Consider the following 17180-nt stretch of genomic DNA (forward strand, 5'->3'; position numbering starts at 1 on the left):
GCCGCCGAACTACGCACTGACCCGAGACGCCGCGCGCACCTCCGCCGACTCCAGCCTCTCAGCCGACCGCTCCGCAGTACGACGTGCCCACGCCCCACTGGTCACCAACCCCACGACCAGCACCGCAAGCCCACACCCGGCGACAATCCACCACGCCGGACGAGCCGCATCGACGAACGCGGCCCGATACGACGCCGTCCCCACGCCGGAGGCCAGCACCGCACCGACGATCGCCACACCCAACGTCTGCCCCAACTGCCGACTCGTGGAGGCGACGGCGGCCGCCACCCCCGCCTGGGCACGCGGCATACCGGACACCGCCGTATTCGTGATCGGCGCGTTGACGAAGCCGAAGCCGAGCCCGAACAGGACGTACCCGAGCACCAGCGTCACGTTCCGCGTCTCCGCCTCGAACGCCGCGAACAGCACCCCGGACGTCGTCATCGCCACCCCCGCGATCAGCAGCGGCAGCCGAGGCCCCCGGTTGCCGACCACCCGTCCCGCCACCGGCGCGCAGACGAAGCACAGCGCGGCCATCGGCAGCATCCACACGCCCGCGTCCAGCGCGTCCAGCCCGCGTACGTTCTGCAGATACAGCGTCGACAGGAACAGGAAGCCGCCGAGCGCCGCGAACGCGCTGATCGCTATCACCGTGGCCCCGCTGAACGGCGCCGAACGGAAGAACCGCAGGTCGATGAGGGGCTCGGCGCGGCGGGGCTCGTAGGCGAGGAGGGCTGTCAGTGCGGTCAGGGCGATGCCGCCGAAGACGAGGAGTTCGCGGGCCGGAGCGGTGGGTGCCTCGATGATCGCGTACGTCAGTGAGCCGAACAGGGCGATGACCAGCACCTGGCCGATCGGGTCGGGGCGGCGCGGCTTCGCGGCGCGGGACTCGGGGACGTAGCGGAGGGTGAGGAGGAGGGCGGCGAGGCCCACCGGGAGGTTGACCCAGAAGATCGACCGCCAGCCGACCGACTCCACCAGCAGACCGCCGACCAGCGGGCCCGCGGCCATGGAGATGCCGACGACCGCGCCCCACGCGCCGATCGCCCGGGCCCGCTCCCGCGGGTCCGTGAAGGTGTTGGTGATGATCGACATCGCGACCGGGTTGAGCATCGAACCGCCCACCGCCTGCACCATCCGGAAGGCGATCAGGGCGTCGAGGTTCGGTGCGAGGGAGCACAGGGCCGAGCCGATGGTGAAGATGACCAGGCCCGCCATGAAGACGCGTCTGCGGCCGATGCGGTCCGCCGTGGAGCCGGCCAGCATCAGCAGCGAGGCGAGGACGAGGGTGTACGCGTCGATGGTCCACTGCAGGCCCGACGTGCTCGCGCCCAGGTCGCGCTGCAGGGCGGGCAGGGCGACATTGAGCACGGTGTTGTCGAGGCTCACGATCAGCAGGCTCATGCAGCAGATCGCGAGGACCAGCCGTCGGCGGCGAGAACTGAGCTCCGGCATTCTTGAATAGTACGCCTAACTAATGAATTTCGCCGCACCCCGTCCGGTACGTGAGAATGGGGGAATGCCCATGACCGCCTCGCCCGTCGCCGCTCCCCTGGAGATCGGCCCGCACACCGTCCAGCCGCCCGTCGTCCTCGCCCCGATGGCCGGGATCACGAACGCGCCCTTCCGCACGCTGTGCAGGGAGTTCAGCGGCGGCAAGGGGCTGTTCGTCAGCGAGATGATCACGACCCGGGCGCTGGTCGAGCGCAACGAGAAGACCATGCAGCTGATCCACTTCGACGCGACCGAGAAGCCGCGCTCGATCCAGCTGTACGGGGTCGACCCGGCCACCGTCGGCAAGGCCGTCCGCATGATCGCGGAGGAGGGGCTGGCCGATCACATCGACCTGAACTTCGGGTGCCCGGTGCCCAAGGTGACGCGTAAGGGCGGGGGGTCTGCGCTGCCGTTCAAGCGGAATCTGCTGCGGGCGATCCTGCGGGAGGCGGTCAGCGGGGCGGGGGATCTGCCCGTCACGATGAAGATGCGCAAGGGCATCGACGACGATCACATCACCTACCTCGACGCCGGGCGGATCGCGGTGGAGGAGGGCGTGACGGCCATCGCGCTGCACGGTCGTACGGCCGCCCAGCACTACGGCGGTACGGCCGACTGGGACGCCATCGCGCGGCTCAAGGAGCATGTGCCGGAGATTCCCGTGCTCGGGAACGGTGACATCTGGTCGGCCGAGGATGCCGTGCGGATGGTGCGGGAGACCGGGTGTGACGGGGTTGTGGTCGGGCGGGGGTGCCTGGGGCGGCCTTGGCTGTTCTCGGATCTGGTCGCGGCTTTCGAGGGGCGGGACCAGGACATCGCACGGCCGGCCCTTCGGGAAGTCGCCGACGTCATGGTTCGGCACGCCACGCTGCTCGGTGAGTGGATCGGGGACGAGGCGCGTGGCGTCATCGACTTCCGTAAGCACGTTGCCTGGTACCTGAAGGGCTTCGCGGTCGGCTCGGAGATGCGCAAGCGGCTGGCCATCACGTCGTCGCTGGAGGAACTGCGGGGCGGGCTGGACGAGTTGGAACTCGACCAGCCGTGGCCGGTGGGCGCCGACGGGCCCCGCGGCCGTACGTCCGGCAACAACCGGGTGGTGCTGCCGGATGGCTGGCTCAAGGACCCGTACGACTGCGCGGGCGTGAGCGAGGACGCGGAGCTGGATACCTCCGGCGGGTGAGGGTGGGGTACACGCACGCCCATCCCCTCTCGGCGCCGGTCCCGGCATTTTCAGCAGGTCGGCTTGCCCCGCGGCTACTTCGACGGGCTGGGGATCGAGCCGTACGCCGTCAGGAAGCGGTCCCGGAAGGAGCTCATCTTCCAGACCGGGGTCTTGGAGGTGGGCTGGAGGCCGTCCGCCCAGTTCCAGTCGGCGATCTTGTCCAGGACCTTGGGGTCCTTGGCGACGATGGAGATCGGGACGTCCCGGCTGGCCTTCGTGCCGCTGACCCGGGACATCGGCTGGTGGTCGCCGAGGAAGACGAGGACCGTGTCGTCGGTGCCGTAGCGCTCCAGCCATTGGGTGAGGCTGGTGACGGAGTACGAGATCGACTTGCCGTACTCCTGCTTGGAACGGGTGGAGTCGGAGATGATGTCCGCCGGTTCGGTGCCTGACTGCTGGATGGGCTTGAAGATCGAACCGTCGCCCAGGTCGTCCCAGTCGACCATCTTGGGGATGGGGGCCCAGGGCTGGTGGCTGGAGGTCAGGATGATCTCCGACATCAGGGGCTTGTCGCGCTTCTTGCCGTGGACCTGGCGCTGGAAGGCCTCCAGGGCGTACTGGTCGGGCATCGTGGACCAGCTGAACTTCGGGCCCTTGTAGCCGAGTTGGAAGGCGTTGTAGACCTTGTCGAGGCCGTAGTACTTCTGTTCCGGCCAGGCCTTCTGCACGCCGGGCATGACGCCGACCGTGTCCCAGTCGCCGGTCTTCTGGAAGGCCTTGGTGAGGCTGAGGTGGTCGCTGGCCATGACGGTGCGGTAGCGCTGCTGGTTGTCGATCCACAGGCCCGACAGGGTGGTGGAGTGGCCGAGCCAGCTGCTGCCGCCGTACGTCGCCGACGTCAGCCAGCCGCTCTTCGCGTGGAAGCCGGCGTCGGCCAGGGCCTGGGTGCTGGTGTCGAGGGTGCTGGTGACTCCGGGGGCGATCGCCGGGTCCTGAAGTGCGCTGCGGCCGTAGCTCTCGATGAACGTGAAGATGACGTCCTTGCCGCGCAGGTCCGGGACCAGTTGGTCGGGCGGTGTGTTGCCGAAGGTGTCGGCCTTCGCGTCCTTCGCGAACTGTGCCTCGTCGCGGAGGGTGTCCATCGCGCGGCGGGCGTGGACCTTGAGGACGCCGGCGGTGTGGTCCGCGGCGATCGGCACGCCGGCGACCTGGAGGCCGAACGCCGTGCAGGTGATCCAGATCGTGCCGGCGATGAGGGCGCCTCTGGACGCGTCCGCCTTGTGGCGGGCGAGGACGTCGGCGACGCGGACGGTGGCCAGGGCGACGAGGGCTATGAGGGCGACGACGAGGAGGACGATGCCGATGGTGAGGAGGGTCGTGGTCGTGCCGCCCAAGGAGTCCTTCATGTACGACTGGGCGTCGTCGAGGAGTTCCCAGTCGAGGACGATGTTGAAGTGCCGGCCCAGGAATTCGTTGTAGCCGATGTCCATCACGTTCAGGACGGTGAGGGCGCCCAGGGCGGCGCCGGTGGTGGCCGCGACGATCAGGCGGGGGCGGCGGGGGAGGGTGAGGAGGACGGCGGCGCCGATGATCGCCTCCGCGGGGAGGCGCATGAACTCCGTGGCTTTGAGGTTGCCTCGGGTGTTCGGCATTTGCAGGCAGATGTAGATGAGGGCGGTGGCGAGGGTGGTGAGGGTCCAGCGGAGGTAGGGGGGCCCGGGCTTTTCGGCCTCGGCTTCGCCTTCGGCCTTGGTGTTCCCACCTGCACCACCCGTGCTGCCATCGTCGTCGGGTGCGGGTGGCCCCTGTGGGGCTTCCTCGCCGCCGGCGGCTGCGGGTGCGTCGTCGGTGGCTGCGAGTGCATCCGTCGGCTGGTTCTCCGTGGCGGACTCGGTGACGGCGTGCTCGACCGGCAAGTCGTCCTTCTTGCCGGGCAGTTGACGTAGGCGCGTGAAGACGGGCACCCGAAGGTCCTTCCGTGCGAGGCCCCTGGTGGAGAGTGTGTGGCGGGCCGCGCTGGGGAGGTGGCGGGTCCGAGGAGGTGCGGGCACCTCCTCGGACCCGCAGGGCCCGCCACACCCTCGTACGGGTCGCCCCCGACCCATGTTCAGTCACTCCGCCCCAGCGCTCGGCAAACGCTCGGCAAACGCCAGGCCAACAAGCCTGGCGCTCCCCTCCTACGCCCCGCCCACCGCCGTCAGCAGCGCCAACGGAGCCGCTGCCGAGCGGGATTCGCGTACGCAGGCGTGGGGGTACGGCACCGGTTCCGTGTGGGTGTCGCGGCCGTAGCCCGCGATGACCTCCGGGAGGCGGTGGCCGGTGGTCGTCGCCGCGTCGACCAGGGCGTGGGCGACCGTGCGGGCCTCGTCGTGCAGGCCGTAGCGGGACAGGCCCAGGGTGATCAGTGCGTTGTCGTGCGGCCAGACCGAGCCGCGGTGGTAGGAGAGCGGGTGGTACGCCGGCTGGCCGGAGGCGAGTGTGCGGACGCCCCAGCCCGAGAAGAAGTCGGGTTCGAGGAGGCGGCGGCCCACCAGTTCGCCGTACTCCTTGTCCAGCAGGCCGGACCAGAGCAGGTGCCCCGCGTCCGACGCGAGTGCGTCCACCTGGCGGCCCTCGCCGTCCAGCGCCAGCGCCGGGAAGGAGTGCTCCGGCATCCAGAAGTCCCGCTGGAAACGGTCCCGGAGGTCGCCGGCCGCCTGTTCCAGGAGGGCCGCGTAGGTCTCGTCCTGCCACACCGTGCGGGCGAGCCACGCCGTGCGGCGCAGGGCGTCGTACGCGTAGCCCTGGGCGCCCGCCGCCATCACCGGTCCGGCGGGGCGGGTGCCGTCGGCCGAGCAGATGGCGCCGGGGGAGTCCTTCCAGTTCTGGTTGGCGAGGCCGCCCTGGTCGGCGCGGTAGACCAGATAGCCGCGGGAGGTCAGGCCGCCGTGGTCCAGCATCCAGCCGATCGCCGCGCGGGCGTACGGCTGAAGGCGCTGCGCGAGTGCCGTGTCGCCGGTCCGTTCGACGTACGCGCCCAGCAGGACCAGGAACAGCGGCGTCGCGTCCACCGAGCCGTAGTAACGGCCGTACGGCACCTGCCCGAAGTGCGCCAGCTCGCCGTGCCGTACCTCGTGCACGATCTTGCCGGGCTGGGCCACCGACTCGGGGTCCGTCTCCGTCGCCTGGGCCGCGGCCAGCGCGGGGAGGGTGGCGGCGGCCAGTCGGGGGAGGTAGGGGAGGGAGAAGAGGGAGGTGAGCAGGGCGTCTCGGCCCAGGAGGGTCAGGAACCAGGGGGCGCCGGCAGCCGGGACGCGGAGCTCCTCGCCCTCCGGGCCCGTCGCCGGGACCTGGAGCGCGGCCAGGTCCGCCAGGCCCCGGGCGCAGGCCGCGGCCAGCTCGGGCCAGCCCGTCGGGAAGGCCACGCCCTCCACGAACTCGCCCTCCAGGGAGAGGAGTTGTTCGGTGAGGGCGGCGGGGGAGCGTGGGACGCGCAAGGCTCGTTTGTCGCCGTGCGGGCGGGCCATCACCCGGAGGGTCAGTTCCGCCGTGCCGTGGGGTTCCAGGTCCAGGGTCCAGACCAGGCGGCGGGCGCCGGTGCCCGTCTCCTCGACGCCGTCGGGGGCGGGGTCGGCCGTGACGGTGGTGATCGAGCGCCATTCGCCGCGCTGGTAGGTGAACTCCACGCCGTGGTCGAGGACCTGGCGGGCGCGGGTGGCGCCGGTCTTGGCGTAGGTGCGATGGTCGGAGCGGAGTTCGAACTGGTCGGTGAAGTCGGCGTCGGCGGTGACCGCGAGACGGACCGTCGTCGGTACCGGGCGGTTGCTGGTGACGCGGAGTGACTCGATGAACGACGCGTCTCCGACCGCTTGTTCACGGAAGAGCGTGTACGCGGGCGGTTCGTTGCGGCCGCCGCGCGGGACCAGGACACAGTGGGCGGTGTCGCCGTCGGCCACCGGGCTGAGCGTCTCGGGAACCGCTCCGTCGACGGTGAGCTGCCAGCGGCTCAGGTGCCGGGCGTCCCGTACGAATAACCCCTCCGGGGAGCCGACGCCCCGTACGCCGCTGATGTCCCCACGGTCTCCCACGGCGGCGAACGTGCCCCCGTACACGAGCAGATGATGCCGGTCCGTCATCCCCGGTTACCTCCCTTGAATCCCGTGATCGCAGTGGCTTCGGTGATCGCAGTGGCTTCGGTGTCGCTGTGCAGCAGGTCGAGCGTGAGCGCGGCGGTCCAGCCGAAGCCGGTGGCTCCGCAGGCCTCGCCGGTGTACGGGTCGACGTACTCGGCGAAGTCGGAAGATTGCGCGATGTCCAGGAACGCCTCGCGGAGCGCGTCGGCCCGCTGGTGTTCCCCCTGTGTCCGCAACCCCCGCTCCAGTAGCCAGCTCGTGTTGAACCAAGCTGGGCCGCGCCAGTAGCGGTGCGGATCGAAGGCCTCGCCGAGGAGGTCGTACGACGGCACGAGGCGGGTCGAGTCGCCGAGGCCGAAGTGCTTGGACGTCGTCGTCCGCACCAAGGCGGAGGAGATGTCCCGCGGCAGACCTGGCAGCAGCAGCGGGATCAGGCCCGAGACGCTGCGCTCGGGCACGAGTGCCCCGCCGCGCACGTCGCGGCAGAAGAACATCCCCTCCGCCGGGTCCCACATCCGCTCGATCAGCGCCGCCGTCAGCCGCTCGGCGCGCGCCTGCCGGGCCGTCCCCGTCGCCCCCAGCTCCCGCGCGATCCGGGCCAGCGCGTGCTCGGAGGCGATGAGCAGGGCGTTGAAGGAGGGGTCCTCGACCGCGAAGTCCCCGGCCCCGTCGGCATACCCGCCGTCCCGGTACTCCGTCGCCAGCCGCACATACCGCCCGTAGTCCAGATCCGTCGGCCGGTCCTCGGCCGCCCCGTGGTCGAGGTCGGCGCGGCGGAAGGTCCGGGCCGGGGCGGGCGTGATGCGGGCGAGGGGGGCGTCCCAGCAGGGGCTGTTGTCCATACCCTGTTCCCAGGGGTGCACGACGGACGCCAGGCCGCCTCCGCCGAGGTCGCGCCGGTGCAGCAGATAGCGGTGCCAGGCGGCCAGGCGGGGATACACCCGGGTGAGGAAGCCGCGCGCCCGGGACAGCCCGGGGTCGGCGCGGTGCACCAGCCAGGCCGCCAGCGCGTGCACCGGTGGCTGCACGATGCCGGAGGTCTGTACGGTGCGCGGGGCGCCCGCAGCGCGCCCCGCGGTCGAGGAGCGCCAGAAGTCAGGGCTCGGGAAGTAGGCGTCGAGCGGCACGGAGGGGTTGAAGACGATGTGCGGGACGCGCCCGTCACCCCACTGGGCGTCGAGCAGTGTCTCCAGTTCCGTCTGGGCCCGTAACGGCGAGAGGTGCCTCAGGCCGATCGCGATGAACGCCGAGTCCCAGGACCACTGGTGCGGATACAGGCTGCGCGAGGGGACGGTCGAGGTGCCGGTCCAGTTGGTCTCCAGGACCTGTGCGGCCCTGACGTGCGGCGAATCCGCCGCAGGGGGCGGATCGTATGCGATGTCACGCTCCGTGGGACGGGCTGTGAGCTGGGCAGTGCGATCCACTCGGGGCTCCCCGAAAGACGTTCGGCCGACCGGTTCGGTCGTGGCTACCGTAGGGTTACGTCTATTTAACACGCAAAACTCAATATGTAATGCAGAGTTGAGAAACACAAGGGGGTGCGCATGACCGGTCAGCCGGGACGGACGGGCAGGGCGACCAAGAGCGGGAGTCAGGCGGGCGTCGGCGATCTGCTCGCACTCGTGCGCAGCGGGCGCGCCACCACGCGCGGCGCCCTCCAACAGGCCACCGGGCTGTCCCGTGCGACCGTCGGCCAGCGTCTCGACCGTCTCTTCCGGGCCGGCTGGCTGCGCGAGGGCGCCGGCGGTCCCGTGGACTCCCCGCTGGGCGGCCGCCCCTCCATCACCCTGGAGTTCGACGGCGAGCACGCGGTCGTCCTCGCCGCCGACCTCGACACCCGGCACGCGCGCGCCGCGGTCCTCACCCTGACGGGCGAGATCCTCGCCGAGCACGGCGGCGCGGCGGCCCTCGCGGACGGGCCGGACGTGGTGCTGGGCGAGCTGGGGCGCTGGTTCGCCGAGCTGCTGGAGAAGGCCGGGCGCCGGGCCGACGAGGTGTGCGGGATCGGGCTCGCGGTGCCGGGGCCGGTGGACAACGAGACCGGCCGGGTCGTCCAGCCGCCGATCATGCCGGGCTGGGACGGCTACGACATAAGAGGGCGGCTGGCCAGAGCCTTCAGCGAGCACACCGGTGCCGCCTCGGTGCCGGTCCTCGTCGACAACGACGCCAACCTCATGGCGTACGGCGAACAGCGCACCGGATACCCGCACTGCTCGGCGTTCGTGCTGGTCAAGGTGTCCACCGGGATCGGCGCGGGGGTCGTCGTGGACGGCTCCGTGTATCGCGGCATCGACGGCGGCGCGGGCGACATCGGGCACATCCGGGTGGGCGCCGACGCGCTGTGCCGGTGCGGTTCGTACGGCTGTCTTGCCGCCGTCGCGAGTGGCGGTGCGGTGGCGCGGCGGCTGGCCGAGGACGGGGTGCCGGCGGCCTCCGGATCGGATGTGCGGGATCTGCTGGCGTCGGGGCATCCGGGGGCGGCGGCGCTGGCGCGGGAGGCCGGGCGGCAGGTCGGGGACGTACTGGCGACCGTCGTGACGCTCCTCAACCCCGGGGTGCTGATGATCGCCGGGGATCTGGCCGGGACGCCGTTCCTCACCGGCGTACGGGAGTTGCTGTACCAGCGGGCGCTGCCGCGCTCCACCGCTCATCTGGAGGTCGTGACCTCACGGCTGGGCGAGCGGGCCGGGCTGGTGGGGGCCGGGGCGCTGGTCGTGGAGCATCTGTACGCGCCGGAGCGGGTGGCGCAGCGGCTGCTGGCGCTCGGCGTGTAACCAGGACGTTTCGGCCAGGTAGCACGTCCGCATGGTGGAAATCCCCTGGCTGTGGCAGCGTGATTCTCGCCACCCTTGATAAGGGTTGCGCTCAGATGAGCGGATCTTGAGCGGTTGCACTTCTCCAAGGGGTGGCACTCGGTGCCACCCCTTGATCGTTCATCGATCGAAATCAAACGTGCGGTAAGGCTGCTCATCTGAGCGAAAATCCGCACCTGTGGGCGCTCTTGCGTTCAAGAAGTGAAAACATCCGGCCGTCGGGGCTTGCCAAGCTTTGACTTTCGATCCACTGGCGGACGGGTGGTTACAGGCGCATGACGCGTGAGTAGACGTACCCAGGCGCCTTCGATCTGGGTATGTTCCTCGCCGTCAGGGCAGCCACCGCGTCCTCGAGGGAGTCGAGACCGTGTCGGAAAACAAAGAACCCCACGTAGCGAAGTTCGTTTACGACTTCACCGAGGGAAACAAGGACCTCAAGGACCTCTTGGGTGGCAAGGGTGCCAACCTCGCCGAGATGACCAACCTGGGACTCCCCGTTCCCCCTGGCTTCACGATCACGACGGAAGCCTGCAAGGTCTACCTCGACAGCGGCGAGGAGCCGGCGGCACTGCGTGACGAGGTGAGTGCGCACCTCGACGCTCTTGAGGCTCGGATGGGCAAGAAGCTCGGCCAGCCCGACAACCCGCTCCTCGTCTCGGTCCGCTCCGGCGCGAAGTTCTCCATGCCCGGCATGATGGACACGGTTCTGAACATCGGCCTCTCCGACAAGTCGGTGAAGGGCCTGGCGGACCAGGCGGGCGACGAGCGCTTCGCCTGGGACTCCTACCGCCGCCTCATCCAGATGTTCGGCAAGACCGTCCTCGGCGTCGACGGCGAGCTCTTCGAGGACGCCCTCGACAAGGCCAAGGAGACCAAGAAGGTCACGGTCGACACCGACCTCGAGGCCGCCGACCTGAAGAAGCTGGTCACCGCCTTCAAGAAGATCGTCAAGAAGGAAGCCGGCCGGGACTTCCCGCAGGACCCGCGCGAGCAGATGGACCTCGCCATCGAGGCGGTCTTCAACTCCTGGAACACCGACCGCGCCAAGCTGTACCGCCGCCAGGAGCGCATCCCCGGCGACCTCGGCACGGCCGTCAACGTCTGCTCCATGGTCTTCGGCAACCTGGGTCCGGACTCGGGTACGGGCGTGGCGTTCACGCGTGACCCCGCCTCCGGCCACCAGGGCGTCTACGGCGACTACCTCCAGAACGCCCAGGGCGAGGACGTGGTCGCGGGTATCCGCAACACCGTGCCGCTCGCGGAGCTGGAGACGATCGACAAGAAGTCGTACGACCAGCTGATGCAGATCATGGAGACGCTGGAGAACCACTACAAGGACCTCTGCGACATCGAGTTCACCATCGAGCGCGGACAGCTGTGGATGCTGCAGACGCGTGTCGGCAAGCGCACGGCGGGTGCTGCCTTCCGTATCGCCACGCAGCTCGTGGACCAGGGCCTCATCGACGAGGCGGAGGCGCTGCAGCGCGTCAACGGCGCCCAGCTCGCCCAGCTGATGTTCCCGAAGTTCGACGATGAGGCGAAGGTCGAGCAGGTCGGCCGGGGCATCGCGGCCTCGCCCGGTGCGGCGGTCGGCAAGGCGGTCTTCGACTCGTACACCGCGGTGAAGTGGTCGCGCTCCGGCGAGAAGGTCATCCTGGTCCGCCGGGAGACCAACCCCGACGACCTGGACGGCATGATCGCCGCCGAGGGCATCCTGACCAGCCGTGGCGGCAAGACCTCCCACGCGGCCGTGGTCGCGCGCGGCATGGGCAAGACCTGTGTCTGCGGCGCCGAGGAGCTCGAGGTCGACACCAAGCGGCGCCGGATGACGGTGCCGGGCGGGCACGTGGTGGAGGAGGGCGACCTCATCTCCATCGACGGCTCCAGCGGCAAGGTGTACCTCGGTGAGGTGCCGGTGGTCCCGTCCCCGGTCGTGGAGTACTTCGAGGGCCGGATGCACGCGGGCGCCCAGGACGCCGACGAGCTGGTCGAGGCCGTGCACCGGATCATGGCCTTCGCCGACCGCAAGCGCCGGCTGCGGGTGCGCGCCAACGCGGACAACGCCGAGGACGCGCTGCGCGCCCGTCGCTTCGGCGCGCAGGGCATCGGCCTGTGCCGTACCGAGCACATGTTCCTCGGTGACCGCCGAGAGCTGGTCGAGCGCCTCATCCTGGCGCACACGGAGGAGGAGCGCGAGGAGAGCCTGAAGGCGCTGCTCCCGCTCCAGAAGCAGGACTTCGTCGAGCTGTTCTCGGCGATGGACGGCCTGCCGGTGACGATCCGTCTGCTGGACCCGCCGCTGCACGAGTTCCTGCCCGACATCACCGAGCTGTCGGTCCGCGTGGCGCTCGCCGAGTCCCGTCAGGAGCCGCACGAGAACGAGCTGCGGCTGCTCCAGGCGGTGCACCGGCTGCACGAGCAGAACCCGATGCTGGGCCTGCGTGGCGTACGCCTCGGCCTGGTCATCCCCGGTCTGTTCACGATGCAGGTCCGGGCCATCGCCGAGGCCGCGGCCGAGCGCAAGAACGCCAAGGCCGACCCGCGCGCCGAGATCATGATCCCGCTCGTCGGCACGGTCCAGGAGCTGGAGATCGTCCGCGAGGAGGCCGACCAGGTCATCGCGGAGGTCGAGGCGGCGACGGGTACGAAGCTGAAGCTCTCGATCGGCACGATGATCGAGCTCCCGCGTGCGGCCCTCACGGCCGGACAGATCGCGGAGGCGGCGGAGTTCTTCTCCTTCGGCACGAACGACCTCACCCAGACCGTGTGGGGCTTCAGCCGGGACGACGTGGAGGCCTCGTTCTTCACGGCCTACCTGGAGAAGGGCATCTTCGGCGTCTCCCCGTTCGAGACGATCGACAGGGATGGCGTGGGCTCGCTCGTCGCGTCCGCGGCGGCGGCGGGGCGCGCGACCCGGCCCGATCTGAAGCTCGGCGTCTGCGGCGAGCACGGCGGTGACCCGGAGTCCGTCCACTTCTTCCACGAGGTCGGACTCGACTACGTCTCCTGCTCGCCGTTCCGGATTCCGGTGGCGCGACTGGAGGCGGGGCGCGCGGCCACGCAGTCGGAGGGCAGCGACCACCGGTAGGCCTTACGGCCACTGCGACTCCGGAGCCGTCGTCCGTCCCCGACCCTCAGTACCGATGGGCGGCGGTTCCGGTGCACGAAGAGAGAGGGCGGTACCCGTGCGGGGGTGCCGCCCTCTCGCGCATCATCTGCATCCTGGCTATTGTCATGCACTCGCTCACATCCGGACGTACCGGTGTTTGCCGGGCGAGGGGGTCTCATGATGTGGAAGAGGCTGGCCGTGACCGTTGCGGCCGTCGGGATGACGATCGGGCTGAACGTGACGCCGGCGAGTGCGGCGGCTTCGACGTCGGCGTTCGAGGGCATGCCGGACACGGGGAACTGTCTGGACTTCCGGGCGGACTTCGGGCCGTACGTGACCGACTGTAATTACGGCGACTACCAGTCGTGGTACTGGGACAACGGCATCGCGTACACGGCGCTGCGGCAGAAGGCGACGGGGCTGTGCCTGACGGCGCGGAACGGGCTGATCGCGATGAAGGAGTGCCAGGCCGCCGATGATGCGGCGTACTGGTCGGTGCAGAAGAACGACACCGTGGGTGCGCTGATCAAGAACTCGGTGACGGGCACGTGCCTGGCCAGGAACGCGAACGACCGGGTGCAGCTGTCGACGTGCACGGGTGGGCCTTCGCAGCGGTGGTGGATCTGGTACCTCGCCTAGCCGGGCCCCATGACGCGTGGGTATGAGAATGGCCGACTTCCCGGCTCGGGGAGCCGGCCATTCGCCGTGTGCGGGGGTGCCGCCTTCTGGCCCGTTCCGGTGGCCGTCACCAGCAGTGATGTGTTGCGGGCCACGGTGTCCGGTGCGACCGTGTTCGAGGGGGTCGTGCCGTGGGCCCGAGAAGGGACGCCCTTGCAGGCAACGGCATTTCGCGTCGATCCACGACCGAACCTCACTCCACATTCCCGGTTCCCGGCTACCTGCCGCGCCGTGCATCGACGTGCGTCCGAACAACGGGGGGAAGCACACAGAAAGCGGGAAATTCAATGGCGAACGGACCCATGGACAGGCGCGCCTCCGACGGGCAGCCCAACCGGCCCAACACTCCCGTCACCGGCCAGGGTGCGGAGTACACCGGTCGGTACGTGGTCCTGCTCGAACCGGGCAACCAGGAGAGCGGACTGAGCGCACTGCGTTCCTCCGCCGACATCGCGTCCGTCGAACGAGTCCGCGGAACCGACGTCGGGCACGTCTCCGAACTGCTGGAACGCCCCGACGTCTCGGTGTACTTCGAGGAACTCGGCGCCGCCGTGGTCGAGGTGCGGCCCGATCAGCGCCACGCGCTGGTGACCACGGCCGAGGCCGAGTCGACGATCATCGCGGCGGAGCCGGAGCGCATGGTGTACGCCATGCCGATCACCGCCCCGACGCAGGCGCCGACCGAGTTCTTCCCGGCGTACCGCAGCGACGAGGACGTGGTCGCCCGTCACTCCAGGGCAGAGATGGCCGCCGCCCACGGGCCGGCCCCGGACGAACACAGCTTCACCTGGGGCCTGCAGGCGATCCGGGCCAACCTGTCCCACCTGACCGGACGCGGCGTGAAGGTCGCCGTCCTCGACACCGGCGTGGACACCGACCACCCGGACCTCGTCGGCTGCATCGAGGAGACGATGTCCTTCGTGCTCGGCGAGACGGTCGAGGACGTCCAGGGCCACGGCAGCCACTGCATAGGCACCGTGGCCGGCCCGAACAAGCCGCAGCAGGGTCCCCGCTACGGCGTGGCCTGCGACGCCCGGATCCTCGCCGGGAAGGTCCTCAACAACCGGGGCCGCGGCGCCGACGGCCAGATCCTGGCGGGCATTTCCTGGGCCATCGCCCGGGGTGCGCGGGTGATCTCCATGTCGCTCGGTGCTCCGGTCCAGGTCGGCGAGCTCTTCCCGCAGACGTACGAGATCCTCGCCCAGCGCGCATTGGCGCTCGGGACGGTGATCGTCGCCGCGGCGGGCAACGAGAGCAACCGGCCGCCGAGCATCAAGCCCGTCGGCCGGCCCGCCAACTGTCCCTCCATCCTCGCGGTGGGCGCGCTCGACAGGTCACTCACGCCGTCGTTCTTCTCCAACGGCGGCATCAACGGCCAGGGCGGCGAGATCAACATCGCCGCGCCCGGCCGGGACGTGCGCTCGGCGGCCCCCGGCGGCGGGTACGACGACATGAGCGGTACGAGCATGGCCACGCCGCATGTCGCGGGTGTCCTCGCGATGATCGCCGAGGCGAACCCCCACGCCTCCGCGGCCGACCTCAAGGCCGCCCTGCTGTCCGGCGCGTTCCCGCTGTCCCAGCCCGTCAGGGACGTCGGCTCGGGCCTGCTCCAGGCCCCGTGAGCGAGTCGTCCGCGTCCGCGCCGGTCGGGGTCATCCTCGCGGTCGACCCCGGCCGGTTCGCGGACATCGTCGACGCCCTGCGGCGCAAGGGCCTGACGGTCACAGCCGAGCAGCCCCTCCTCGGCACGCTCTCCGGCACCGTCGCGGAGGACCGGATACCGGCCCTGGAGGCGGTCGACGGCGTCGATTCCGTCGACCGGGAACTCACCTTCCGCCTTCCCCCGCCCGACTCCCCGATCCAGTGAGCCCGACCCACGCCCCGGTCATCCGGCCCGGGGCGTGGCCGCTACTCGCAGGCCACCCCGTCCCCGTCACGGTCGAGGTGGCGGCCGTAGCCGGGATCACCGGCGTACACCGGCGCGGCGCCGGCGGCACGAGCGGCGTCGCAGTTGTCGTAGAAGACATCGCTGCCGGACGAGTCACCGCCACCGCTGTCGGAGCCGCTGTCCGCCGCGGGCTCCACCGTGACGGTGGCGGTGACCTTGACCGTCTTTGTGGCCGTCACGGTCGGAGCCGGTTCGGGTTCTTCCGCCGGGGCCGTCATGGTCGCCGTCACGGTGACCGTGGGACCCGGCGAGGCCGCCGTCGGCTGCGCTTCGGAGTTCTTCGAGCCCTGGTCGGAACCGCTCGCGGCGAAGCCGAGGAAGAAGGCCAGCCCGAGCGCGGGAAGCAGGTAGCGCTTGCGCGCCCATCGGGGCGCCGGGCGGAACGGCGGCGGCTGCTGCGGCACATGTGGTGCGGTGTCCGGATTGGGCATGTCATCCCCCCACTGGTGTTGCGTGAGGGGATGACCGTAATGCCCGGCGTCCGGATGTGTAGGAGATGTGTCTGTTTCGTGACCGCTACGCGCGGAAGGGCCCCGTCACCTCATACGTGATCCCGCCCGACGAACTGCCGCTCGTCCCGCGCTGGCTGGAGAAGTACAGGCGTGTCCCGTTCGGGGAGAAGGCCGGCCCCGTGATCTCCGAGCTCGACTGGCCGTCGATCCGCAGGAACGAGGCGACGATGTCGTCCGGGGTGATCAGGCAGATCTCCATGTTGCCGCCGTCCTCGGCGACGAAGAGGTCGCCGGAGGACGAGCCGGTGATGTTGTCGACGCCGGTGAGGGGGGCGGTGCCGTTGACGAGGGAGTCGTCGTACGCCAACTCGTAGGTGTTGTTGGTGAGGTTGAGTTGCCAGACGCGGTTGTCGCCCTTGGTGGTGAACCAGACCGTGTCGTCGGCGTAGTGGCAGCCCTCGCCGCCGTTGAAGGACTTGGAGCCGGAGACCTGGGAGCGGGTGGCGGTGGGGGAGCCGTCGGGGTCGGGGACGTTCGCCCAGGTGAAGGAGCCCGAGGTGCCGGAGCCCGCGACCATGACCTGGAGCGTGCCGGAGGACAGGTTGCCCCAGGTCGTCGGGACGAAGCGGTAGAAGCGGCCGTTGGACTCGTCCTCGGTCAGGTAGATCACCTGGCGGTCCGGGTCGGCGGCGGCCGCCTCGTGCTTGAAGCGGCCCATCGCGTCCCGGCGGGTCGCCGTGTTGACGCCCCACGGGTCGGTCTCGTAGACGTAGCCGAGGGACACCTCCTCGCAGGACAGCCAGGTGTTCCACGGGGTCTTGCCGCCCGCGCAGTTCTGGCGGGTGGAGGAGAGGATGCGATACGCGCCCGTGATCGTGCCGGTCGACGAGAACTTCACCGCGCTCGCGCCGCCGGAGGGGTTGATCTCCGAGTTGGAGACGTAGATCCAGCCACTGCCGTCGGCGTAACAGGCGCCGCCGTCAGGGGCGTTGTGCCAGGTGTACGAGGTGCCGGAGACCGTCTGGCCGGAGCGGGCGATGACCCGGCTGGTGAAGCCGCTGGGGAGTCTGATGCCGTTGGCGTCGGGGGAGCCCAGCGGCCCGTAGGGGCCGGTGCCGGGCTGGGCGGGCGCGGCGTACGCGGCGCCGCGCCAAAGGGTTCCGCCGAACACGGCGGCAGAGCCGCCGAGGACGGCCGCACGCAGGAGGTTACGACGTTCCACTCTCACTCCAAGAGGTGGAGACCGCCCCGCCGCCGGTCGGCGACGGGGGTCGTGCCTGGGGGGGCGGCATGGAACCTAGGGGCGCATGGTGGACGGGCCGTGGCCAACGCATGGCCGTCGGACGGCGTAGCTGGGTGCTGCATGTGCGCCGCCCATGAGGGCTCATGTGAGTGCCACCCGCGTGCGCTCC

General features: G+C 70.3%; 12 protein-coding genes. 6 read left to right on the plus strand and 6 right to left on the minus strand.

Translation table 11 applies throughout. The features are described from left to right. Positions 1-9: 9 nt before the first annotated feature. Positions 10-1455 carry an MFS transporter gene (locus tag BLU79_RS32175; protein WP_093909488.1) on the minus strand — a complete coding sequence of 482 codons (1446 nt, stop codon included), beginning with the start codon at positions 1453-1455 and terminating at the stop codon, positions 10-12. Between the two features lie 70 nt (positions 1456-1525). Here BLU79_RS32175 and dusB point away from each other — a divergent pair, with 70 nt between their 5' ends. Next, a complete protein-coding gene (dusB, locus tag BLU79_RS32180; protein ID WP_371131980.1) occupies positions 1526-2674 on the plus strand; it encodes a tRNA dihydrouridine synthase DusB in 1149 nt (382 codons plus the stop codon). 74 nt (positions 2675-2748) lie between these two features. Here the strand turns inward: dusB and BLU79_RS32185 are convergent, their stop codons facing one another. From BLU79_RS32185 to BLU79_RS32195, 3 genes are all read right to left on the minus strand, one after another. Then, the gene (locus tag BLU79_RS32185) at positions 2749-4620 is read right to left on the minus strand and encodes an alkaline phosphatase family protein (protein WP_371131981.1); all 1872 of its coding nucleotides are present in this window, start codon (positions 4618-4620) and stop codon (positions 2749-2751) included. A 213-nt stretch (positions 4621-4833) separates the two neighbouring features. Next, a complete protein-coding gene (locus tag BLU79_RS32190; RefSeq protein ID WP_093909490.1) occupies positions 4834-6771 on the minus strand; it encodes an amylo-alpha-1,6-glucosidase in 1938 nt (645 codons plus the stop codon). Then, positions 6768-8192, minus strand: a complete 1425-nt coding sequence (locus BLU79_RS32195) for an MGH1-like glycoside hydrolase domain-containing protein (RefSeq protein ID WP_093909491.1) — start codon at positions 8190-8192, stop codon at positions 6768-6770. Before BLU79_RS32195 ends, BLU79_RS32190 begins: the two co-directional genes overlap by 4 nt. 120 nt (positions 8193-8312) lie before the next feature. On the opposite strand from BLU79_RS32195, the gene BLU79_RS32200 reads away from it, so the two are divergent. From BLU79_RS32200 to BLU79_RS32220, 5 genes are all read left to right on the plus strand, one after another. Beyond that, complete coding sequence (locus tag BLU79_RS32200) at positions 8313-9542, plus strand: ROK family protein (RefSeq protein WP_177001256.1); 1230 nt, start codon at positions 8313-8315, stop codon at positions 9540-9542. Between the two features lie 406 nt (positions 9543-9948). Then, the gene (gene ppdK / locus BLU79_RS32205; protein ID WP_093909493.1) at positions 9949-12669 is read left to right on the plus strand and encodes a pyruvate, phosphate dikinase; all 2721 of its coding nucleotides are present in this window, start codon (positions 9949-9951) and stop codon (positions 12667-12669) included. A gap of 198 nt (positions 12670-12867) precedes the next feature. Then, the gene (locus BLU79_RS32210; protein ID WP_093909494.1) at positions 12868-13329 is read left to right on the plus strand and encodes an RICIN domain-containing protein; all 462 of its coding nucleotides are present in this window, start codon (positions 12868-12870) and stop codon (positions 13327-13329) included. A gap of 326 nt (positions 13330-13655) precedes the next feature. Then, positions 13656-14990 (plus strand): S8 family peptidase, encoded by a 1335-nt coding sequence (locus BLU79_RS32215; RefSeq protein WP_093909495.1) that lies wholly within the window; start codon positions 13656-13658, stop codon positions 14988-14990. Beyond that, positions 14987-15235 (plus strand): hypothetical protein, encoded by a 249-nt coding sequence (locus BLU79_RS32220; protein WP_093909496.1) that lies wholly within the window; start codon positions 14987-14989, stop codon positions 15233-15235. The genes BLU79_RS32215 and BLU79_RS32220 overlap by 4 nt, the downstream gene beginning before the upstream one ends. Positions 15236-15276: 41 nt before the next feature. On the opposite strand, the gene BLU79_RS32225 is transcribed toward BLU79_RS32220, so the two are convergent. Together BLU79_RS32225 and BLU79_RS32230 are read right to left on the minus strand one after the other, a co-directional pair. Further along, positions 15277-15747 carry an excalibur calcium-binding domain-containing protein gene (locus BLU79_RS32225; protein WP_093909497.1) on the minus strand — a complete coding sequence of 157 codons (471 nt, stop codon included), beginning with the start codon at positions 15745-15747 and terminating at the stop codon, positions 15277-15279. 85 nt (positions 15748-15832) lie between these two features. Further along, a complete protein-coding gene (locus BLU79_RS32230; RefSeq protein WP_093909498.1) occupies positions 15833-16990 on the minus strand; it encodes an alkaline phosphatase PhoX in 1158 nt (385 codons plus the stop codon). Positions 16991-17180: the final 190 nt, after the last annotated feature.

This window comes from Streptomyces sp. cf386, from assembly GCF_900103585.1.
In the GTDB taxonomy this organism is placed as follows: Bacteria; Actinomycetota; Actinomycetes; order Streptomycetales; family Streptomycetaceae; genus Streptomyces.

Excerpts from the sequence above, each read along its gene's own strand:
- BLU79_RS32175 (WP_093909488.1), bottom strand. The coding sequence starts at position 1,455 with ATGCCGGAGCTCAGTTCTCGCCGCCGACGGCTGGTCCTCGCGATCTGC.
- dusB (WP_371131980.1), top strand. The coding sequence starts at position 1,526 with ATGACCGCCTCGCCCGTCGCCGCTCCCCTGGAGATCGGCCCGCACACC.
- BLU79_RS32190 (WP_093909490.1), bottom strand. The coding sequence starts at position 6,771 with ATGACGGACCGGCATCATCTGCTCGTGTACGGGGGCACGTTCGCCGCC.
- BLU79_RS32200 (WP_177001256.1), top strand. The coding sequence starts at position 8,313 with ATGACCGGTCAGCCGGGACGGACGGGCAGGGCGACCAAGAGCGGGAGT.
- BLU79_RS32210 (WP_093909494.1), top strand. The coding sequence starts at position 12,868 with ATGATGTGGAAGAGGCTGGCCGTGACCGTTGCGGCCGTCGGGATGACG.
- BLU79_RS32215 (WP_093909495.1), top strand. The coding sequence starts at position 13,656 with ATGGCGAACGGACCCATGGACAGGCGCGCCTCCGACGGGCAGCCCAAC.
- BLU79_RS32225 (WP_093909497.1), bottom strand. The coding sequence starts at position 15,747 with ATGCCCAATCCGGACACCGCACCACATGTGCCGCAGCAGCCGCCGCCG.